The sequence below is a fragment of the Pedobacter sp. AJM genome (assembly GCF_002197755.1).
Classification (GTDB): domain Bacteria; phylum Bacteroidota; class Bacteroidia; order Sphingobacteriales; family Sphingobacteriaceae; genus Pedobacter.
Map to the genome: position 1 here is coordinate 53968 of NZ_NHOT01000005.1, position 22896 is coordinate 76863.

17 protein-coding genes are annotated in these 22896 nt (G+C 40.5%); 9 read left to right on the forward strand and 8 right to left on the reverse strand.

Features of this window, described 5'->3' with window-relative positions; genetic code table 11:
- The first annotated feature begins 44 nt into the window (after positions 1–44).
- Positions 45–1295, forward strand: coding sequence for a beta-ketoacyl-ACP synthase II (fabF, locus tag CBW18_RS12170; RefSeq protein ID WP_088301614.1), 1251 nt, complete (start codon positions 45–47; stop codon positions 1293–1295).
- Here fabF and CBW18_RS12175 read toward each other — a convergent pair whose 3' ends face one another.
- Positions 1296–1946, reverse strand: a complete 651-nt coding sequence (locus tag CBW18_RS12175) for a YceH family protein (protein WP_088301615.1) — start codon at positions 1944–1946, stop codon at positions 1296–1298.
- 250 nt (positions 1947–2196) lie between these two features.
- Here CBW18_RS12175 and CBW18_RS12180 point away from each other — a divergent pair, with 250 nt between their 5' ends.
- The 3 genes from CBW18_RS12180 to CBW18_RS12190 are packed head-to-tail and all read left to right on the forward strand — an operon-like array spanning position 2197 to position 5935.
- The gene (locus CBW18_RS12180; protein WP_088301616.1) at positions 2197–2820 is read left to right on the forward strand and encodes a (2Fe-2S)-binding protein; all 624 of its coding nucleotides are present in this window, start codon (positions 2197–2199) and stop codon (positions 2818–2820) included.
- Positions 2817–3803, forward strand: a complete 987-nt coding sequence (locus tag CBW18_RS12185) for a xanthine dehydrogenase family protein subunit M (protein ID WP_088301617.1) — start codon at positions 2817–2819, stop codon at positions 3801–3803. Before CBW18_RS12180 ends, CBW18_RS12185 begins: the two co-directional genes overlap by 4 nt.
- Positions 3804–3805: 2 nt before the next feature.
- Positions 3806–5935 (forward strand): xanthine dehydrogenase family protein molybdopterin-binding subunit, encoded by a 2130-nt coding sequence (locus CBW18_RS12190; protein ID WP_088301618.1) that lies wholly within the window; start codon positions 3806–3808, stop codon positions 5933–5935.
- 95 nt (positions 5936–6030) lie between these two features.
- Here the strand turns inward: CBW18_RS12190 and CBW18_RS12195 are convergent, their stop codons facing one another.
- The 3 genes from CBW18_RS12195 to CBW18_RS12205 form a co-directional block, all read right to left on the reverse strand.
- On the reverse strand, positions 6031–7644 hold the full coding sequence (locus CBW18_RS12195; protein WP_088301619.1) for a S8 family peptidase: 1614 nt from the start codon (positions 7642–7644) through the stop codon (positions 6031–6033).
- Between the two features lie 148 nt (positions 7645–7792).
- Positions 7793–8389 (reverse strand): DUF4142 domain-containing protein, encoded by a 597-nt coding sequence (locus CBW18_RS12200; protein ID WP_088301620.1) that lies wholly within the window; start codon positions 8387–8389, stop codon positions 7793–7795.
- 379 nt (positions 8390–8768) lie between these two features.
- On the reverse strand, positions 8769–9260 hold the full coding sequence (locus tag CBW18_RS12205; protein WP_088301825.1) for a YajQ family cyclic di-GMP-binding protein: 492 nt from the start codon (positions 9258–9260) through the stop codon (positions 8769–8771).
- 75 nt (positions 9261–9335) lie between these two features.
- Here CBW18_RS12205 and CBW18_RS12210 point away from each other — a divergent pair, with 75 nt between their 5' ends.
- The 3 genes from CBW18_RS12210 (at position 9336) to CBW18_RS12220 (ending at position 13017) form a co-directional block, all read left to right on the forward strand.
- Positions 9336–9968: a hypothetical protein gene (locus CBW18_RS12210; RefSeq protein WP_088301621.1), complete on the forward strand. Its 633-nt coding sequence runs from the start codon at positions 9336–9338 to the stop codon at positions 9966–9968.
- 98 nt (positions 9969–10066) lie between these two features.
- Positions 10067–12127 (forward strand): polyphosphate kinase 1, encoded by a 2061-nt coding sequence (gene ppk1, locus CBW18_RS12215; protein ID WP_088301622.1) that lies wholly within the window; start codon positions 10067–10069, stop codon positions 12125–12127.
- Positions 12127–13017, forward strand: a complete 891-nt coding sequence (locus CBW18_RS12220) for an exopolyphosphatase (protein WP_088301623.1) — start codon at positions 12127–12129, stop codon at positions 13015–13017. The genes ppk1 and CBW18_RS12220 overlap by 1 nt, the downstream gene beginning before the upstream one ends.
- A 78-nt stretch (positions 13018–13095) precedes the next feature.
- On the opposite strand, the gene pgl is transcribed toward CBW18_RS12220, so the two are convergent.
- The 4 genes from pgl to CBW18_RS12240 all read right to left on the reverse strand — a co-directional run bounded on the left by pgl (position 13096) and on the right by CBW18_RS12240 (position 17724).
- Positions 13096–13821 carry a 6-phosphogluconolactonase gene (gene pgl, locus CBW18_RS12225; RefSeq protein ID WP_088301624.1) on the reverse strand — a complete coding sequence of 242 codons (726 nt, stop codon included), beginning with the start codon at positions 13819–13821 and terminating at the stop codon, positions 13096–13098.
- A gap of 83 nt (positions 13822–13904) precedes the next feature.
- The gene (gene zwf / locus CBW18_RS12230; RefSeq protein ID WP_088301625.1) at positions 13905–15419 is read right to left on the reverse strand and encodes a glucose-6-phosphate dehydrogenase; all 1515 of its coding nucleotides are present in this window, start codon (positions 15417–15419) and stop codon (positions 13905–13907) included.
- Positions 15420–15447: 28 nt separating this feature from the next.
- Positions 15448–16863, reverse strand: coding sequence for an NADP-dependent phosphogluconate dehydrogenase (gndA, locus tag CBW18_RS12235; RefSeq protein WP_088301626.1), 1416 nt, complete (start codon positions 16861–16863; stop codon positions 15448–15450).
- Between the two features lie 102 nt (positions 16864–16965).
- Positions 16966–17724, reverse strand: a complete 759-nt coding sequence (locus CBW18_RS12240) for an ROK family protein (RefSeq protein WP_088301627.1) — start codon at positions 17722–17724, stop codon at positions 16966–16968.
- Between the two features lie 160 nt (positions 17725–17884).
- Between CBW18_RS12240 and CBW18_RS12245 the strand changes: the two genes are divergently transcribed.
- Complete coding sequence (locus tag CBW18_RS12245; protein WP_088301628.1) at positions 17885–19099, forward strand: sterol desaturase family protein; 1215 nt, start codon at positions 17885–17887, stop codon at positions 19097–19099.
- A gap of 614 nt (positions 19100–19713) precedes the next feature.
- A complete protein-coding gene (locus CBW18_RS12250; protein ID WP_088301826.1) occupies positions 19714–22887 on the forward strand; it encodes a SusC/RagA family TonB-linked outer membrane protein in 3174 nt (1057 codons plus the stop codon).
- Positions 22888–22896 lie beyond the last annotated feature (9 nt).

The window sequence follows — 22896 nt, forward strand, 5'->3', positions numbered from 1 at the left end:
ATTGATGCCTTACCTGTACACAGGAGAAAATTAAAAAAAATAGAATGAAACGAGTAGTTGTAACTGGATTAGGGGCCATAACCCCACTTGGAAATACGATAGATAGCTTTTGGAAAAATATTTTAGCTGGCAAAAGCGGAGTGGGTCCGATCACTAAGTTTGACACCAGCAAGTTTAAAACCCATTTTGCTGCTGAGGTAAAGGACTTTGACGCCACTTCATTTATTGAAAAGAAGGAAATTAAAAAGTACGATTTATTTACGCAGTATGCAATTGCCTCAACTGATCAGGCCATTGCCGATGCAGGGTTGGATTTTACCATCATGACAGATGATCAGCTTGCAGAAGTCGGGGTTATCTGGGCTACCGGAAATGGAGGGATTTCTACCTTCGAGCAACAGCTGGCCGAATTTCACCAGGGCGATAAGACACCAAGATTTAATCCGTACTTTATCCCGAAGATGATTGTTGATATTGCTGCAGGAGTGGTTTCTATCCGTCATAAACTCCGCGGGCCAAATTATTGCACGGTTTCGGCTTGCGCCTCCTCCAATACGGCTATTATCAGTGCTTTTGATACAATTCGTTTAGGTAAAGCCAATATCATGGTTGCCGGAGGTTCAGAAGCAGCTATAACTGAAGCTTCTGTTGGTGGTTTTAACGCCGCACAGGCACTTTCTAAAAGAAATGACAGTCCTGAAACGGCATCGAGACCATTTGACGAAACACGCGATGGTTTTGTGATGGGAGAAGGTGCCGGAGCATTAATTCTGGAAGAGCTGGATCATGCCATCAATCGTGGTGCTCATATTTATGCTGAAGTTGTAGGCGGAGGAATGGCCGCCGACGCTTACCATTTAACCGGAACACCTCCCGATGGTTTAGGTGCTTCATTGGGCATGAAAAAAGCTTTACATGATGCAGGCATCACAGCGGATAAGATTGATTATATTAATGCTCATGCCACATCCACAGGTTTGGGTGATCTAAGTGAATTAAATGCGGTAAAAACAGTATTCGGAAATTTACCTGTGATCATCGGTGCCACCAAATCAATGACAGGCCATTTACTGGGTGCAGCAGGTGCCGTTGAAAGCCTGATCAGTATATTGGCCATCAGGGATGGAATCATTCCGCCAACAATCAATACCGAAAAACTGGATGAGAAAATCCCCCAAGGTCTGAATATTGTTCTTGCAGAACCCATTAAAAAAGAGATCAACTATGTACTTAACAATACCTTTGGTTTCGGTGGTCATGTGGCGAGTACAATTTTCAAAAAATACGAAGGATAATTATTTATCCATTAAAAGGTTAACCAGTTCTTTTAATTCTTCGAGTTCTTGTTCTAGTTTTGAAATACGATTTTCCAGTTCTTCATTGGACTGGAAAATTGTTGCTTGAGGAGCTGCCTGTTCAGTCTCCTCGGGTTCGGCTTGGTCTCCCAGTAAATGTGCAAACCGTGCTTCTTTCTGACCGGTTCTTTTAGGCAGTTGTTTAACAAATGGCTGCGTTTCTTCAGAGAGTTTTTGTAACTGCTCCAAAACTTCCTCAATACTGTCAAATTCATAAAGCCTGGCAGCATTGCTGTTTATTTCCCCAGGTGTCAGTGGTCCGCGCAACATCAACAGGCACAGGATAGAAAGCGCAGCGGGCACCAGCGGATATACAATTCCAAGGTTATGTTTATATTTAATTGTTCTGCTTGAACCTCCTGTTACAGTAGAAATTAAACCTTTTATTTTAAGTGAATTCAAGGTCAGCGTAATGGTTTCTTCATCATAATTCACCACAGGGTTTCTGGCGCTTTTTTGGTTACAGGCCGCAGTCAGGCTGTTTAATGTCATGGGATAATAATCAGGAGTGGTTCTGCTTTTTTCAATCAGTGAACCTAATACGCGTTGTTCTGCTGCAGATAAATCAGGCAGTGCTTTCATCTCTTCCATTGGGTAAAAATAGAAAATGGTATCAGATTTTATGAAATCATTTAACAAATAGTTTTTTCTGAATTTTAAGCATCAGGTGAAAGGCTGTTGATTTCAATCTAATATTTAACAGGATTAAGATCAGAACATTCAAAGACGCATCGAAACATAAATATTACCGGATAGAATTATTCTAAATTCCTGATGAGGGTAATTTTAAGATTAATATTCCCGATATTTAAAACTGCACCATTTTTACAAAACATATTTTATGCACTCATCTGATTCGAAAAATAATCAGGGCGACAGCAGGAGGGATTTTCTTAAAAAAAGCTCACTGATCACTGCCGTGGCCCTTACTCCAACAATAGCTTTAAAAGCGGCAGAAGGCCAGGCTGATGAACGTTTTGCCGAACTTTTTGAAAGAATTCCCTTAAATCTTATGGTAAATAATCAAACTTACCAGGCTTCTGTGGAGCCCCGGGTTACATTGCTGGATTATCTTCGTGAAGAACTACATCTCACCGGTACCAAGAAGGGTTGTGATCATGGCCAGTGCGGAGCCTGTACGGTGCATGTTGACGGAGAACGGGTCAATTCGTGCTTAAGCCTTGCGGTGATGAATGAAGGTAAAAAAATCACCACCATTGAAGGCCTGGCCAATGGCAATGAACTTCATCCGATGCAGGCTGCTTTTATTAAACATGATGGTTTCCAGTGCGGCTATTGTACGCCCGGGCAGATTATGTCGGCGGTGGCCTGCGTAAATGAAGGACATACAAATTCACGTTCAGAAATCAGTGAATATATGAGTGGAAATATTTGCAGGTGTGGTGCTTACCCTAATATCGTTGATGCCATTGTTGAAGTATCGAAAGGAGGAAATAAAATATGATTAACTTTCAATACTTAAGAACAACGACTTCAAAATCTGCACTGAGCTTAATATCAAAGGATAAAAATGCGAAGTTCCTGGCTGGTGGTACCAATCTCATTGATCTGATGAAACGTGGAGTAGCTACACCAGAAAAACTGATCGATATTAACCATGTACCTTTGAAACAAATCGAACTGGTGGGTGATACCATTATTATTGGTGCACTGGCCTCTAATACGGCTGTTGCGGAGCATCCGCTAATCAAAGAAAAACTTCCCTTGCTGGCCATGGCATTAAATGCAGGTGCATCTGCTCAGTTGCGTAATGTGGCCACTGTTGGCGGAAACATGATGCAGCGAACCCGCTGTGGCTATTTCTATGATACTGAAATGCCCTGCAATAAACGCCAGCCGGGTTCGGGCTGTGGGGCTATAGGTGGTTTCAACAGGATGCATGCTATTTTTGGAACATCAGAAAAATGCATTGCTGTTCATCCAAGTGATATGTGCGTGGCACTAATTGCTTTAGATGCGATAGTTGTACTGGCTAATCCGAAAGGAGAGCGTAAAATATTATTTAAAGATTTTCATCGCCTGGCAGGAGATACGCCACAGCTGGACAATAACTTAAAGGCTGATGAAATGATCATCAGATTGGAGATTTCAGTTAACCAACTGGCTAAAAATTTCCACTACCTGAAGGTGAGAGACCGGGCATCATATGCCTTTGCACTGGTTTCAGTTGCAGCGGCATTAGAAATTTCAGCCGATCATAAAATTACTGAAGTGAGGCTTTCAATGGGCGGAGTGGCACATAAACCCTGGCGTTTAACAGCATCAGAAAACTTCCTTAAAGGGAAAGAAGCTTCTGCTACCAATTTTGAAGAAGCCGCAAAACTGGCGATGAAAGATGCAAAAGGCTTTGGTGAAAATGATTTCAAAATCAGGATGGCACCCAATTCAATTATAGAAGCGTTAACCGTAGCAACATCAAAGGCTTAATCATGGAAAAAAGAATTTTGAAAGATGAAAATGACCGTGTCGACGGAATATTCAAAGTAACGGGAAAAGCTAAATATTTTGCAGAGTACGCGCTTCCAGGGCTAACCTATGGTGTACTTGTCACCAGTACGATCACCAAGGGTAAGATCACAACGCTTAATACAAAAGCTGCTGAGAAGGCCCCAGGGGTAATGGCAGTACTTTCTCATTTAAATAAGCCATCGGCACCAGGTTATGAGCAAGATGGCGGTTCTCCGCTGAAGATCTTTTATACAGATAAAATCTTTTATAACGGACAACCTATTGCCATGGTGGTTGCCAATACTTTTGAAAGAGCTACTTACGCCGCATCACTGGTTGAGGCAACCTATACAAAAGAACAATTTAATACTGATTTTGATAAAGCTGTGGCTGATGCTAAAGCCAAAAAACTGCAGGGACAGCCTGATTATAAACGTGGTGTAGAGGATGCCTATAAAACTGCTGAAGTTAAAATTGAGGAAAAATATCATTTGCCTATCGAAACGCATAACCCGATGGAATTGCATGGCATGATTGCCGATTGGCGACCAAACAATCAGTTGACCGTTTATGCGAAAACCCAGGGGGTAAAGGCCACTCAGGGCACTATTGCCAACGTTTTTAAAATCCCCAATGAAAATATCCGGGTGAATTCAGAATTTGTAGGTGGGGGCTTCGGTATGGCATTGAGGACCTGGCCAGTAGAAATCGCAACTATAATGGCCTCCAAATATCTTGGGAAGCCTGTTAAACTGATGCTGACCAGAATGCAAATGTTTACGATGGTAGGGAATCGCCCTGCAGCCATTCAAACGATTGGTCTGGGGGCTAAAAAAGACGGAACGCTTACAGGAATTACACACCTTGCTTTTGGTGAAACTTCCGTTTACGAGAATTTCACTGAAGGGGTGGTGAATATGGCGAAATTTATGTATCAGTGCGATAATGTGAATACCCAGTACACGGTTGTGCCGGTGGATTTGGGTGTGCCCATCTGGATGCGCGGACCTGGAGAAGCCACAGGTGCATTTGCATTGGAGAGTGCAATAGATGAAATGGCACATGCACTGGATATGGACCCGCTGGAATTCAGGATTAAAAATGATCCGGAGCGGGATCAGCAAAGAAATCTGCCCTTCTCCGATAAAAATATTAAGGAAGCCTATCGCATCGGTGCACAGAAAATTGGCTGGAACGAAAGAAAAAATAAACCTGGAAGCCTGATTGAAGGTCAATGGAAAACAGGTTATGGTGTAAGTATAGGCGTTTTTAACGCCAACAGGGGAAGAGCCAGCGTGAAAGGAATTTTAAAAGCTGATGGTTCCTTGGTACTGCAAAGCGCAACCAGCGATATCGGGCCTGGTACAGGAACCGGCATGACATTGATTGCCAGTAAATTAATGAATATTCCGGCCGATAGAATTACTTTTGAACTGGGCGACTCTTCTCTGCCTCCCGCACCAAGTCAGGGTGGTTCTGCTACGCTTTCTACTGTAGGTTCAGCCGTGAATGATGTTTGTGTAGCCTTGAAATCTACTATAGCGGAGTTAGCTGCTAACGCGAATATGGATGCCACCTCAAATTTTGTGGAGGTATTGAAAAAGAATAATTTGCCATCTGTTGAAATGACCAAGCAAAGCCAGGCAGGAAAAGAAAGGGAAGCTTATTCGATGTATTCATTCTCCATTCATTTCGTTAAGGTAAAAGTACATGGCTTAACCGGTGTAGTGAAAGTGGATAAAATCGTATCTGTTGGCGATTCCGGAACCATTATAAGTCCGAAAACAGCCCGTAGCCAAATGGTGGGCGGTGCTGTGGGTGGGGTTGGAATGGCTTTAACTGAAGAATCCGTTATTGATCACCGCTATGGAAGGTATATTAATAATAACTTTGCAGACTATCATGTGCCGGTGAATGCAGATATTCCCGAAATTGAAGTTCATTTTATAAACAAACCTGATCCTTACATTAATCCGATGGGAGCTAAGGGAATGGGTGAAATTGCACTGATTGGTTTTTCTGCCGCTGTGGCCAATGCCGTATTCAATGCCACCGGGAAAAGAATCAGAAACTTACCGATTACGCCTGATAAAATTCTGGCTTCCACTTAAATGTAACTGATGGTTGTGCCGCTCTGATTGGGCAACCTCAAGGAAAAAGGGGCGGATTTCAATAGAAAATCCGCCCCTTTTATTATGCGATGAACTTATTTTGCAGATGATTTTCCACTATATGTTGCCGCTAATTTAAGTGCTTCATAAGCATTTACTACACCGCCACTGATACATAGATCGGAGAAAGGGACAGAAACATTTTCTGCATTTTCATCATCACTTTTTTTGTATGATACATTGTGGTTAACCTTTGTTACTGATTTTACAATGATTTCCTTTACCTGCGCAGCAGATAATTTTGGGTAGTAAGAACGGATTAATCCGGCTAAACCAGCAACCACAGGAGAGGCCATACTGGTTCCGTCCAAATCCTTGTATTTAGACCCGGGAACGGTAGAATGGATTTTAACGCCGGGTGCAAACACATCCACCTGCGTTTTACCAAAATTAGAGAAACTTGCTTTTAATGTTTCATCATCCTTCGGGCCAGATGCACCAACCGTTATCCATGAGGCAATGGTTTTCTCATCTAAATCCTTGTGGTTAGGGAAGTTGTTCTCCGTATCGATGTCTTTATTTTCATTACCTGCAGCCTGTACAATCAACACATCTTTTGAAGCCGCATATTTCATCGCATCATTTACAATAGCTTTATCCCAGCTATAAGCTTTGCCGAAACTCATGTTGATCACCTTGGCACCATTATCTACTGCATAGCGGATCCCATTGGCTACATCTTTATCACGCTCATCACCATTGGGTGTACATCTTACGCCCATAATGGCTACATTATCGGCAACACCCATGATCCCGATATTATTGGTTCTGTCAGCCGCAATAATACCGGCCACGTGTGATCCGTGCATGGCATCAGGTCCGGTTACATCATTATTACCATAGAACTTTTCTTTAGGGTTATCGGGATTATCGCCGACAATCGCTCTTGGGTTGTAATCTAAATTCAGGTTGTATTTAGCCTGACGGGTGTAATAATCCACACCTTCCTGAATCTGGTTCTCATAAAAATCTTTAAAGCTGCCGCTTGCCAGTTGCTGTAGCATCACTCCCTGGATACGTGTTTCAATATCATTGGCAGGCTTAAAGTTTTTGAAATCTTCGGCAGTTGGGTTTTCCTTGCCAATTTTCTTCACCACTCCATCCAAAGCATTTTTGAAACCAGAAATCCCTGCCAGGCCTTGTTTTGCTTCAGCCAGTTGTTTTTCCAGATCAGCCCTCATGGATTTAAAGGCTTCCCAGTCTTTTTTATCTTTTTCTGCAACGTTAGCATCGGTGGTATTGGCAAAACGTGCCTGATCACGGCGAACTAAACGGGTGAGTTCCAATGTCTCAAAATTCACAGACTCTTTCGGACCTCCAATAAAGTTCCAGCCATGAATATCATCTATGTAGCCATTCTTATCATCATCCTTACCATTTCCGGCAATCTCTTTGGCATTTACCCACATGATGCGCTTTAGATCTTCATGCATTGCATCAACACCACCATCATTTACGGCAACAATAACTTTAGTTGATTTTTTACCTTTAAGCAATTCTTTATACGCTTTCTCTGTACTGATTCCAAATGTTGAATCGGTTTTCAGATCAAGATTTTGCCAGTTTGCCTTCTGCGCACTGGCAAATAAAGGAACCGCAATAACAAATGCACCGGTTAACAGCACATTAAAAATTCTATTCTTATTCATTTGTGTTTTTTTGATTTAAACGGTGAAAGATAATTTTAATTTTTTTCTTTCACATAAATTATGCTAAAAATGATTTTTTGCAAACTTTATAAATAAAAAAAATCCCAAGTAAATTGGGATTTTTCTGATACATGCCATTTGGCAAATGCTATTTTAAACCTAAGGCAATCTTTTTAGCCATCTCATCATGTTGTTCAATAGTGGCCAGTGTTTTAGTTGCCCAGGTTTTCAGGCCAGAATCTTTATTGGAAATACCTTCTTTAAATAAGGCAATGGTTTTCTCATGATCGGTAACCATCATGCCCATATAATGTTTATCAAATGCTATACCTTTAATTTTTTTCATCTCATCAAGATGAATCTGATCATCTGCAGGTAAGGCATCAGGTGTGATTACTTTTTTCTTAACCGCAAATTCTTTTAGTTCTTTATTGGCTTTAGTGTGGTCTTCCAGCATTTTTGCAGCGAAATCCTTTACCTCCTGGCTTGAAGCATTTTTTTGTGCAATTTTGGCGGCCTCCACTTCCATAATACCACCCACTGCGGCTTTTCTCAAGAAATTCGCACCAGCCTCATCAATACCGGATTCTACCACTTCCGATCCGGCAACATGATTCCCATTAACCATAGTGGTATCACCGCTAACGCTGTCTTTTGTGGTAGAAGATTTCTTGTCTGCGGTTTGGCAAGCCTGAAAACTCATGGACGCTGCAACTATCGTTGATAAAATAAATATCTTTTTCATGTTAATCTATTTGTTTTTGATATTTAACTTAACAAGCGTTGCAGGAAAAGGTTTGCTATGCTGGTACAGGATCAGTAGCGGAACGTTCTTACAAAAATGATCACACTCGATAGATCCTCTTCCGGACTAGAGCAGTTGGCCTGGCAATGAAGTGAAGCAATCTCTTTTAAAAAAGATTTTAATAAAGAATCAGTCGGCTAGAGCCATACTGTACGAAGATATCTTTAATCGTCGTCATTGCTGAGGAAGGCTTTCTCAGCTAACGAAGCAATCTTTTTTACGGTCTCTTCGGGTAAGATTGCTTCAGCTTCGCGATGACGATCGTTAATCAGCACAATTTATCCCGCAGATATTAGCGGAAAACGTACTCAGTTTAAAATTAGTTCCTCATATTGATAAACTGTAAAGGCTGATCGAAATCTTCAGACCTGCATAAACTAATTACGGCCTGGAGGTCATCTATCTTTTTTGCTGTAACCCTAACCTGATCATCCATGATAGACGGCTGTACCTTTAAGCCACTAGCTTTAATCTTCGCCACTACCTTTTTGGCGGCTTCCTTATCTAAGCCTTCCTTAATGGTAATTTCTTTTCGGATCATATTGCCGGAAGCGATGGTTTCCTTACCAAAATCCATACTTTTAGGGTCAAGATTCTGCTTCATCATCCTGGAAATAATTGAACCTTCTATCGCTTTTAGACGCATATCATCTTCGGTCACAATGGTTACAATATTCGTTTTTTTATCCAGATCGACAGTACTTTTTGAACCGTTGAAATCAAAACGGTTCAATATTTCTTTTTTAGCATTGTTAATGGCGTTGTCAAGAGTCTGCGCATCAACTTTACTTACAATATCAAAAGAAGGCATGGTTTTAGCTTTAAAGTAAAAAATTAGTAGATTTAAAAAGAAATAAATCGGTTTCACAAAAAAACGAAAAATAATATGAAAACCACTAAAGCAAAGTCTCAAAAAGTAACTAAAAAAGATGCAAAGAAACAATTAGAACAATCGTTAACCGCTCAATTTTTAGAGGTGATTATGAGCCTCGGCCATGATGCATCAGAGATTAGTACCGAAGTGGCCAAAGCAAGCAAACGTGTGGCAAAAAAATTAACCAAAAAATTTACGGTAATTAAAGCCGATGTTGGGCATAAAATTGATGGCATCCTTCATTCATCTAAAGAAACAGCAGCCGAAATTAAGACACCGGTAACAAAGGCAGCAAATAAAGCAGAAAAAAGTGTAGCGAAAGTGGTAAAAAAAGCCGTCGCCAAAGCCAAACCAGTGGTACAAAGTGTTAAGGTTGCAGCCATCGCTACAGAAGAAAAAGCAGAAAAGGCCATTGCTAAACCAGTTAAAGCAGTGAAACCTACGGTAAAGAATATAGCGAAAGTTGTTCAGCCAAAAATTGAATCGGCTAAAGAAGCGGTTGCTGAAGCTACTGAGCAGGCAGCAGGCACCGTTAAAAAATCAATAAGAAAAGCAACCGTTACGGCTAAAGATGTAATAAGTGAGGCAAAAGAGAAGGTTGAACCTGTAGTTAAAAAAGTGGTAAAGGCTCCGGTAAAAAAATAATGAATTAACGTTAACCTGTGTGTGAATTAACATGGACTTAACAAATTAATATGCAGTTTTGAACATCCCTGTTTCGGCAGGGATTTTTATTTTTTTAAATGAGCAAGAAGAAGATACCATTTTTAAATCGTGAAATTAGCTGGCTTTACTTTAATGACCGCGTATTACAGGAAGCTGCCGATGAAACTGTGCCGCTTATCGAAAGAATAAAGTTTTTATCCATCTTTTCATCCAATCTGGAAGAATTTTACCGGGTAAGGGTAGCTACAATGACCCGCTTAACCAATCTGAATGATAAAGCTAAAGCACTTCTGGGTTTTAATCCGCGTAAAATCCTGAATGAAATCAAAAATATTGTGGTGAAACAGGAGCGGAAATTCGATCAGCTTTTTCAGGCAACTTTGATCAATGAGCTCGCACAAAACAGAATCTTTATCTTAAACGATACACAGCTAAACGTAAGCCGAGGTGAATTTGTAAAGAATCACTTTCGTGATAAAATCCTGTCGAACGTGGTTCCCATTATGCTGGATATGGACAAACCTTTCCCGGAACTGAAAGACCGGTATCTGTATTTCTTTGTCAAGCTTTCCAAAAAAGATACCAAGATCAGAGAGAAGTATGCCCTAATTGAGATTCCGCCTAATTTACCCCGGTTTCTGGTACTGCCTGAAACCAACGATCTGAAATTTATTATTCTGGCTGAGGACATTATCAGGTACTGCCTAGATGATATTTTTTATGTATTTACATATGATAACCTGGAGGCTTATTCCATTCAGCTCACCAGGGATGCCGAATTGGATATCGACAAAAACATTAACGATAAATTTATTGAAGATTTAAAAAGTAGCCTGGAAAAACGGAAAAAGGGTAAACCTATGCGCTTGCTCTATGATTCAGCCATGCCACTCAATATGCTGACAGTCCTGGTGAATAAGCTGAAGCTGGAAGCCGAAAGTTTGATTCCCGGCAACAGGTACCATAAGTTTGGTGATTTTATTGCTTTCCCCAATGTGGGAAAAAAGGAACTGGAATATGCGCCTAATGTCCCGCTTAAGGTGCATGAATTGCATCGCACACAGAGTATGTTCAATAAAGTTGCGCAACGCGATTACCTGGTTAATCTTCCATACCAGTCTTATGACTACATTATTCTTTTCCTCCGTGAAGCGGCCATAGATCCGAAGGTTACCGAAATTCAGATTACTTTATACCGCCTGGCTGAAAATTCAAAAGTAATTAATGCCCTGATCAATGCCGCAAAAAACGGAAAGGCCGTATCGGTATTACTGGAATTAAAAGCCCGTTTTGATGAACAGGCCAATATTTTCTGGACAACCCGTTTAATGGAAGAGGGCGTTAAGGTGAACTATGGCTTAACAGATTATAAAGTACATTCTAAAATCTGTCTGGTGAAAAGGATTGAAAAAGAAAAAACGGTTTATTACGCCAATCTGGCAACGGGTAATTTCAATGAAAAAACAGCCGGGTTGTATTGCGACCACAGTATTTTCACTGCGCGTAAAGAAATTACCAATGATCTGGTTAAGTTGTTTGACGCTTTAAGCAAACGCACGGTAATAAAGGGGTATAAACATTTAATTGTATCTCCAATGGAAAGCAGATCTAAACTGGTGAATTTTATTAACCGGGAGATCAGAAATGCAAAGGCCGGAAAAATTGCATACATCATGCTCAAGGTGAACAGCCTGGCTGATGAGGGCATTATTTCCAAACTTTACGATGCCAGCAATGCAGGCGTAAAAATACAACTGATTATCCGCGGAATTTGCTGTCTGGTACCAGGGGTGAAAGGCTTTAGCGAAAACATTACGGCCATTAGCATCATTGATAAATTTCTGGAACATGCCCGCGTATATATTTTCAGTAACAACGGTAAAAATGATATGTATTTATCATCTGCCGACCTGATGAGCAGGAATTTCGAGCATCGGGTAGAAGTTGGCTTTCCGGTTCTGGATCCTGATGTGAAACAAGAAATTCAGGATATTATTGATTTGCAACTGCAGGACAATACCAAGGCACGTCAGATTAATGCATTAAACAATAACAAGTATCATAAAAACAGGTTAAGTAAAAAAATCAGGGCACAAGTTGATACTTATAACTACTTAAAAACCAAGCACCAATCATAATGTTAAGATACGCAGCTATAGATATCGGTTCTAACGCGGTAAGGCTACTCATTGCTGATATCAGCAAACACGATGGCGAATTCAAATACAAAAAAAACACTTTAATCCGTGTGCCACTTCGTTTAGGTGATGACGCCTTTCTGGATAAACAGATTTCAGAAAAAAAAACCGGAGACCTGATCAAAACCATGGCAGCTTTCAAAAACCTGATGGATGTTTATCACGTATCTGAATACCTGGCATGCGCTACTTCAGCTATGCGCGAGGCCAAAAACGGTGCAGAAATCGTTAAATGGATCAAGGAAAAAACTGAAATTAACCTGGAGATTATAGAAGGGCAGCGGGAAGCCAATATCATTTACGCCAACCACATTGAGGCAGACCTTGATGACAGCAAAACGTATCTGTATATTGATGTGGGCGGAGGCAGTACAGAACTTTCTGTTTTTGTGAAGGGAACACCGCAGATCTCCAGATCTTTTGATATTGGTACCATCCGAATGCTGGATAATCAGGATAAGGAAGAAACCTGGGAAGAAATGAAGGAATGGGTGAAAGAACATACCAAGGGCCATAAGCATCTTGCCGGAATTGGCACCGGCGGCAATATCAATAAGCTTTTCAGGATGAGCGAAGAGAAAGACCATGCACCACTTTCACTGCAAAAGCTGAATGCGCTTTATAATAAACTTACCAGTTATTCCTTAAAGGAAAGAATTAATACCCTGCACCTTAATCCTGACCGTGCTGATGTGATTATCCCGGCGAGTGAGATTTATTTAACGCTGATGAAATGGACAGGTATCAAGCAACTCTATGTTCCAAAGGTGGGAATGGCCGATGGAATTATTAAGTTATTAATTGAAGAGAATTTAAAGCCGGCGCTTTAAGTTCAACTTACGCCAAGTATAAATTAACCAACCCATAAGGTCTTCAAAACCTTATGGGTTAATAGTATTAAATGGTTATTACTCTTCCAGTAATCTGGTTGCAGCTTCGTCGGTAAACCAGGTCAGTTTTCCATCAATCGGATCAATTAACTGTGAAGGATACAGATCGAAATTTTTCTCCTCATCATTAATCACATGTTTTAAAGCTTCTGCCTTATTTTCTCCAAAAACCAAGAAAGCCACATTATCTGCCTTATTAATTAAAGGAGCAGTGAAACTGATGCGGTAGGTATTTAATTTTTCAACAAACACGGCGGCCACATCAACTTCCTGATCCTTCACTAAAGTGGTATGAGGGAAAATGGATGCCGTATGCGCATCATCACCCATTCCTAAAAGGATAAGGTCGAATGCCGGATCTTCTCCGTTAAAGTGCTTGTCAATTGATTTTTTATATTCAATGGCTGCCTTTTCAGGTGCCAGTGTGGTATTTACATAAAAAATATGGTCTTCCTTAATTCCAAGTGGATCAAGCAAAGTCTTCTTTGCCATCAGGCCGTTGTAATTCTCATCTGTTGAAGGAACATTTCGCTCATCACCAAAAAAGAAATAAACCTTCTCCCAGTCAATTCGATGTTCACATTCCGTAGCCAGAAGGTGGTAAAGTGCCTTCGGCGAACTTCCACCGGTTAAAACAAAATTAAAGCGATCGTTTTCTTCAATTGACATTTCGGCGATTTTGATCACGTAATCTGCTAAATCCTGATTTAATTCTTCGAGGGTTTTGTATATCAGTAGGTTCATTATTTTAAAATAGACGTCCTTGCGAGTTATAATGCTATTCAATATACAGAGGCATCATACCTGGCAAGGACGAGATAAAAATATTATTCTTTATTCTTTAAGGGCAGGTTAAACCAGTGGAAACCATCGCGGGCAATTAAGGCCTCGGCTTCTTCAGGTCCCCAGCTGTCTGCCGGATAATTAGGAAAATTAATTGATTTTTTACTTTCCCAGGTATTTAAAATCGGCATCACCAATTCCCATGCCGCTTCTACCTGATCGCCACGCATAAATAGGGTTTGGTCACCCATCATGGCATCCAAAAGCAAGGTTTCGTAAGCCTCTGGGGTGTCGCCATCATAAGTGCCTTTATAGTCAAACACCATATCAACCGGATTTAAAACCATATCCAAACCAGGCCTTTTTGCCTGAACCTGTAACCTGATGCTCATCTCTGGCTGAATGCTGATCACCAGGCGGTTTTGCTGCCAGTTTTCGGTTACACCCGAAGAAAAGATCTGATGGGGTACATCCCTGAACTGAATGGTAATCAAGGAAGAGGTTTGATTTAAGCGTTTTCCGGTTCTTAAATAGAACGGAATGCCCTGCCATCTCCAGTTGTCAATGTGGAATTTTACTGCGGCGAAAGTTTCTGTATTAGAATGTGGATCTACACCTTTTTCCTGGCGGTAACCAGGTACCTCTTTTCCTTCTACCCAGCCTTTGCTGTATTGGCCCCGAACGGTATGAAAACGGATATCTTCAGCAGAGAACGGACGCATGGCTTTTAAAACTTCTACCTTACGGTTTCTGATTTCATCCGCATCAAAGTTGATCGGTGCTTCCATTCCAATTAAACAAAGCAATTGTAATAAATGATTCTGGATCATATCACGCAGCGCACCCGAACCTTCATAATAACCACCACGATCCTGAACACCTAATTGTTCGGTTACAGAAATCTGTACATGGTCAATGTATGTCCTGTTCCAAAGCGGTTCAAATAAAGAATTGGCAAAACGGAAAGCCATCATATTCTGAACGGTTTCTTTACCCAAATAGTGATCGATGCGATAGATTTGTTTTTCGGTAAAAATAGTTCTTAATAGCGCATTTAACTCTTTTGCAGATTCTAAATCATGACCAAATGGTTTTTCGATCACAATCCGGCTATTGTCTTCATCTTCCGTCAGCTTATATTTGTGCAGATATTCTGCAATAACCGGAAAGAAATTAGGTGCTACAGCCAGGTAGAAAATAATCTGTGTATCTGGACCGTATTCCTTTTGGTATTTTTCAACGGCATCCTTTAAGTTTTCAAAAGTCTTTGGTTGAGCAAAATCAGTAGGGCAGTAGTGGATGGTATTTCCAAAGTTATCCCATTTGTCTTTTTTTACCTTTCCGGAGCGAGAAAATTCATTTACTGCATCTTCCAGAGCAGCTTTATAGCTATCATCTGTAAATTCAGTTCTGCCGGTACCAATAATGGCAAACTTTTCAGGCATGTAACCTTCTATAAATAAATTATATAAGGCAGGAGCTAATTTTCTTTTATTTAAATCACCTGTACCACCAAATATGACAAATATCGTTGGGCTTAATGCGGCTTTAGTCTTCATTTTATGTTTGACTTCTTGTAATTAAAATTTATGATAGTTTATTCCAGTCGGCATGGAAAACACCTTCCTGATCAATACGCTCGAAAGTATGTGCGCCAAAAAAGTCCCGTTGTGCCTGTATAAGGTTAGAAGGCATCCTTGCCGTTGTAATGGTATCAAAATAAGTCAGTGTTGAGGCAAATGCCGGGATACCTATACCTGCGTTGATGCATGCTGAAATGGTTTTACGGGTTCCTGTCAGTGTATCTTTAATGATGTTCTGGATTCCGCCATCGCCGAATAAATGTTCAAGTGCGTTATCTTTATCATAGGCCTGATAAATATCTTCCAGAAACTTAGCCCTGATGATACATCCACCACGCCAGATTTTAGCGATTTCCTGTAACTGTAAATCATACTCATATTCTGTAGAGGCCTGAACCAATAAATGCATGCCTTGTGCATAAGCACTGATCATAGAGAAATAAAAAGCATCTTCCAATTCATCAACGGTAAGATTAATCTGGCTTTCTTTTTTGCCAAAAGCCTCTTCCAGTGATACCCTTAATTTTTTAAATTTAGATAAATCGCGGTTAGAAACGGCCTCATTAATGGTCGGGATAGGTAATTGTAATTCCATTGAAACTTCTGAAGTCCATTTTCCTGTACCTTTAGAACGGGCTTCATCCTTAATCTGATCCAGCAGGTCGTTTTGGGTATCGGTATCTTTAAACAAGAAGATTTCAGCTGTAATTTCCAGCAGGAAAGACTGCAGCCTGCCTTCATTCCATTTTTTAAAGACCTTATAAATTTCTTCATTAGAGTAATTGAGGCCATTTTTCAATACACCATATACTTCTGCAATGAGTTCCATAATGGCATATTCAATGCCGTTGTGCACCATTTTGACAAAGTGACCTGATGCTCCGGGACCTATATAGGTAACACATGGATCAGCGCCAACTTTAGCCGCAACTGCATCGAAAACTTCCTTCACCACATCGTAGGCTTTTTTATCACCACCCGGCATCATGCTCGGACCGAAACGGGCACCTTCTTCTCCGCCGGAGATTCCCATTCCGAAGAAATGCAAACCATCTTTTTCCAATTCAGAAACCCTGCGGTTGGTATCGGTAAAATGTGAGTTACCGCTATCAATGATGATGTCACCTTTACTGAGCAAGGGTTTTAATTCTGTAATAACGCTATCTACTATGGGGCCGGCGGGTACCAGCAGAATCAGTGTTCTTGGCGATTGCAAGCTGTTAATGAAGGCTTCAATATCATTGAAACCCTTTAGCTCGTGTTTCTGCCCTTCTTCTTCCAGCTTGGAAATCATTTTCTGATCTTTATCATAACCGGTTACGGCGAAACCCTTATCTGCCATGTTTAATAAAAGGTTGCGGCCCATGGTTCCTAAACCGATCATCCCCAATTTGTATTTTTTTGACTCGTTATCTGACATTTTTAATTTTTTATAGTATTCAAAATTAGAACTTACAAATGAATATAGTTGATTTTGATGTTAAAAGATTGTAATAATTAACAACAGTACATAGTGTAAGTTTTACACTTTTGGATGAACAGTAAAAATATTGTACTTATCAGCTAGTTTCCAAAGTTTTGCACCACCTTTAATACCATCTCTGTTTGTTACCAATGTAATGTTGCTGTCCAGTTTAAAATCAATCTGTTTTGAATTTCCGCCACCAATATAAAGCGCATCGTAATTAAAAACAGTTTTATAGATTTCGATGATTTTCTTTAAACGTTTGTTCCATCGTTCTGAACCAATGTCTTCAAAAGCCTTATTGCCGATGTAATCGTCGTAGTCTTCATCTTTGTTGATCGGGAAGTGTGCCAGTTCCAGGTGTGGTAGCAGTTCGCCGTCAAACAGCAATGCGGTTCCAAATCCGGTACCTACAGTAAACACAATTTCAAAACCCTTGCCTTCTACCACGCCCAATCCCTGCTGATCAGCATCATTTACCAATCTTACCGGCTGATTTAAAGCATCAGCTACGCGTTGGGCCAGGTCTACATCTGCCCATTTATTTTTAGCCAGGTTTGGTGCGGTCTTCACCATCCCGTTCTTTACATATCCCGGAAATCCGATAGAAACGCGGTTATAAGTTTTAGGAATGGGTTTAATCAGATCCTGTATACCGGAAACAATATCTTTTGGTGTTGCACCTGCAGGCGTTTTACTTTTCATATATTCTGACAGCATATTTCCATCTTCGTCCAGTAAAACTGTTTTGATACTTGTTCCGCCGATGTCAATGGATAGGATATTGGTTTGTCCGACTTTTTTTTCTGCTGCCATATGAATGTTTTTATATAAACTGATTTCTGCAAATTAATAGAAACAATAAATATTAAACGAATAGAATGGCAACTAATTTAAAATAGTAAACTATATAATCTATATAATTAGTAGATTATTTATATGTTTGCGGTATTGATATTCAAGAAATGTAATCATCATGACTGTAAACTACCTCGCATTTGCCATTCCTGCTTTTTTTGTTTTTGTGTTCATTGAGTATAAAGTTGCGCAGCAAAGAAAGCGGAAAGCGGTATTTAAGTATGAAAGTTCCGTTGCTAATTTCAGTGTAGGTATCGCCGAGCGGTTATTGAATTTATTTATTGCGGCCAGCTTTTACCAGGTATATGAATGGGTTTATCAGCATTATGCTTTATTTCAGATTCCTAATAAATGGTACGTATGGCTGCTTTTATTACTGGCTACAGATTTTGTCTGGTACTGGTATCACCGTTTAGGGCATGAAATTAACTTTCTCTGGGCTGCACATATTGTACATCATCAAAGTGAGGAATTTAATTTTACGGCTGCCGCCCGGATTACCACCATTCAGGCCATTTTCAGGAATGTTTTCTGGTGCGTCCTGCCACTGATTGGCTTTCAGCCGTCGATGATCATTACCATTCTGCTGGCACATGGTGCTTATTCCTTTTTCACCCATACACAACTCATCGGAAAGATCAGCTGGCTGGAAAAGGTGTTGATCACGCCCTCGCTCCATGGTGTTCACCATGCTTCTGATGAAAAATATCTGGATAAAAATTATGGTGATGTTTTTGTTTTCTGGGATAAGCTTTTTGGTACTTTTCAGCAGGAAGAAGAACCACCTCAATACGGATTAACGCACCCCATTAAAAGCTATAGTTTTCTGTGGCAGCATTTTCATTATTACCTCGAAATAGCAGCAGCTTACCGGCTGGCACATGGCTTTAAAGCAAAATGGAATGCCTTATTCGGAAGTCCGGCATTGATGGATCAAAACATCAGGCCGGTTCTGGAAGCCCGCTATTTCCAGGATAAACAAAAGAAACGATCTACTTTTAAATTTAAAAAATACCTCAATATGCAGTTGGTTGCGGTGGTTGCCACTCTAACGCTTGCCACGATGTTTTTCCCTTATTTAAGTGCTCTAGACAAATGGGCTATCCTGGTCTTCGTTTTAATCACTTTAATCAATATTGGCGCTTTACTGGAACAGAGAAGATGGATCTGTTACCTGGAGGCTTTCAGGTTAATAGGATTAGTTGCCTATATTTTTTATGTGCTCCAGATTTTTACCTGGGTCATTTTACCAATTATCCTGCTGGTTGTTTTAGAGAGAACTTATTCTTTAAGAAAACTTTACAATAAGTATATATTAAGTTATAATGGTTAACTAAATTGGGTTTCTTTATGTTTCGATATTTTATATCATTAAAATGTTACTTAATATTGTTGAATTAATTTGAACTGGTAGATCATGCCTGTAAATTTCCAATAGTCTACAATTTAATCCTACAATTGTTCCTTAAAGATGTCTGTGCATCGATATTTTTTGTTTCTCTTCTGATTACCACCTTTCTTTTTTCTTACTGATCGATATTTTTTAAAGCAAAATTCCATTCGATTTCGGTAGTTATTGACAGTCAATGTTTGTAATTACTGTTATTCGTTATTACTTTCGTTTTACGTTAAAGATAATATTTCGAAATATAATGTAATCAAAATAAAACAATTCGAAATTAATCAAGATCTATTGGTATACCTTAATGTGCAGTTAACATATTTTTAACGTGAACAGGCTTACTTTGCTCCTGAATTGGGAAGGGGTAAATCGAATTAGATGATACTTACTAACCGAATATAACGAATATGATTAAAAAATTTACTCAAAAATTTTACCTGCCGCAATGTCTTGCACATTTTAAGGAATGTAATCCGAATAATGGTCTCAAATTCGAAAAAAAGAGGAACCGCTTTCATTCAGGATGTAGACTGTTTGCTGCTATCATGGTTTTACAACTGATCTGCTTTAGCCATGCGTCTGCTCAAATTAACCCTGCCAACATCATTGTAAAAGGAACGGTTCTGGATGATGAGGACGGACAGATTCTAATAGGTACTACCATAACGGATGATAACAGAAAGGTTTTAGGGGTGACCAATGAAAAAGGAAACTACGTTATTAATGTTGCTAAAGGCACCAAGGTAGTCTATAACATGGTCGGTTACACCGCTGTCAGCCGCGTTTTTAACAACAACGAAAATAATGTAGTCATCCGTTTAGCTTCTTCAGCAAGTAACCTGAATGAAGTGGTGGTTACAGCCTTAGGGATCAAACGTGATGAAAAGGCATTGGGTTACTCGGTTACGCAGGTGGATAGTACTTCCTTGACAAATGCCGTTTCCAGCAACTGGACAGAATCACTCTCTGGAAAAGTAGCTGGTTTAAATTTGGTGCGTAACAGTGGTCCGGCAGCTTCTAATAAAATTATTTTACGTGGTGAAAATAACCTTACCGGAGATAATGAAGCGTTAATTGTAATTGATGGGGTAGTAGCCAGCAGTTCTGCAAGGCGTACAGCAGGTTCATCAGGAGGTGTTTATGGAACATCAGGTGATGTGATGCCGGCCGATTTTGGTTCGGCACTCAATGACCTTAATCCTGATGATATTGAAAGCGTTACCGTTTTGAAAGGTCCGGGCGCTTCGGCATTATACGGGCAGCGTGGTGCAAATGGTGCCATCATTATCACCACCAAATCAGGCAGGGCCAATAAGAAGTTGAACATTACCTTTACGTCAAATAGTACCTGGGAGCAGGTGAATAACAGCCCTGCAGCGCAAAATCAGCTTGGTCAGGGTCAGTTTGGTGTACCTTACTTTTCTTACGGTGCAACAGAAGATGGGCCAAGCACCAATGGAACCAGTTCAAGCTGGGGTGCACCATTTGGCACAGGCGCCAGTTTTTACCAATATGACCCGGCTACCAAGACCCGGGGCACCACCCGCACACCATGGATGGCCTATCAAAACCCGGTAGATGCCTTTTTTCAAACGGGTTTTGAGTCGTTGAATTCCCTGAGCCTGGATGGATCATATAAAGGTGTAGGGATGAGGTTCTCCGCCAGCCATGGCAACAATGAGTGGATTGTACCCAACACCGGACTGGATCGGACTTCAGTTTCGTATTCGGCCAGTACGGATGTCAATAAAAAATTTAGTGTATCCTTTAAAGCCGCTTATAACAACAGGCACAGTGATAATCTGCCCGCAACCGGTTATGGAAACCAGTCATTGATGTATTGGTTTATGTTTGCCCAACCCAACGTGAATACAGATTGGTACAGGGATTACTGGGCACCCGGGAAGGAAAATGTACAATTTGTAAATATTACCACGACCAATCCTGAAAGTCCTTATGCCATCTCCGAGCAATATATCAACAAGCAGCGGAGAAACGGAATTTTGAGTAATATTCAGGCTACTTATAAGATTTCAAAAGAATTGAGTTTATTATTAAGGGGTTCAATTGATTACAATAAAGATATCCGCGAAACGCAACGCCCCTGGGATGCGGCCGGAAATAAGTTTGCCCAGGGATCTTACCGCGTACAGGACATTAACTCCTATGAAACCAATTTTGACTTCCTGTTGCGGTATGATAAAAAAATCAGTAACAATCTGCACCTGAATGCCAATGCAGGTGGCAGCCAGATGCGTAATGAATATAAAAAATCTGAACTGCGTGCAGATGGATTGGTTGTGCCGGGAATTTACCAACTGGATAACAATTTGAGCCCGCTGGTTTCTGTACCCGATACAGCAAAATACAGGATAAACAGTTTTTATGCAGCATTATCTTTCAGTTTCAAAAATTACCTGTATTTAGATTTGACAGGCCGTCAGGATTGGAGCAGTACTTTAGCTACGCCATCCAGAACAGATAACGTGGGTTTTTTCTATCCATCGGCCAGTACCTCATTAATCGTGTCCGATTTGTTATCTCTTCCCAAAGTGATCAGCTTCTTTAAATTAAGGGCATCGGTTTCTCAGGTGGGAAGTGGTGGGACTACACCATATCGTACGGCTTATAATTATGGTCTGGCTTCAAATGGTATATATCCCGATAATGCCATGACCAACCCCAATGTGTTGCCGAATCCGAATTTGAAACCACTGAAAACAAACACTATTGAAGTGGGTACAGAATTACGCTTATTTAAAAACCGACTTAATTTTGATTTTGCCACTTATCTGGGCAATACCAAAAACCAGATTTTAAACCGGATTATCGACAGGTCTACAGGTTATAATGTGGCCGTTTTCAATGTCGGCCGCGTGCAGAATAAGGGAATTGAAATTGCGGTAAATGGTACACCTGTTCAAACCAAGAAATTTAAATGGGAACTTACCGGAACGTTTACAGCTAACCGAAACCGGATTGAAGAACTGGCTGATAGTTCAGTAGTGCTGCGCACAGGTGCATTAGGCGGCGGACAAATCGTTGCAAATGTAGGCGGCAGCATGGGTGATTTATACGGACGAGGCTACATGAGATCGCCGGATGGACAAATTATTTATGATTCTGCTACAGGTAATGCCAAAATCAGTACTTCTGATCTCATTTACCTGGGAAATACCATGCCTAAATTCAGGTTTAGTTTTGGCTCTACCTTTACTTATGATCATTTCAGTATCAATGGTTTGTTTGATGCTCAGTTAGGCGCAGTAGCCCACTCTTTAACATTTTCACGAATGGCTTCCCTGGGGAAATTAGACCTTACCTTACCCGGACGTTATAATGGCGTTGTGGGTGATGGGGTAGTGCAAAATGCAGATGGTACTTACCGCAAGAATGATGTGGTGGCCACCAATCTGGAAAGTTTCTATACCTCACTTTATGGTTCAGATCAGGCCGAAGGCAGTGTATTCAGAACCGACTACCTGAAATTCAGGGAAGCAAATATCACCTATGCCTTTGGTCCGGCTTTCTTAAAAAGAATCGGTTTTACCAGACTTACCATTGGTGCTTACGGCAGAAATTTATTTATATGGTCGCCATGGCCGGCATTTGACCCGGAATTCGGCACATTATCCGGTAGCGACATTGTGCAGGGCTTTGAAACAGGTCAGTTGCCTTCTACCAGAAGTTATGGTGTACGTTTAGTGGTGGGTTTATAAAATTATAGA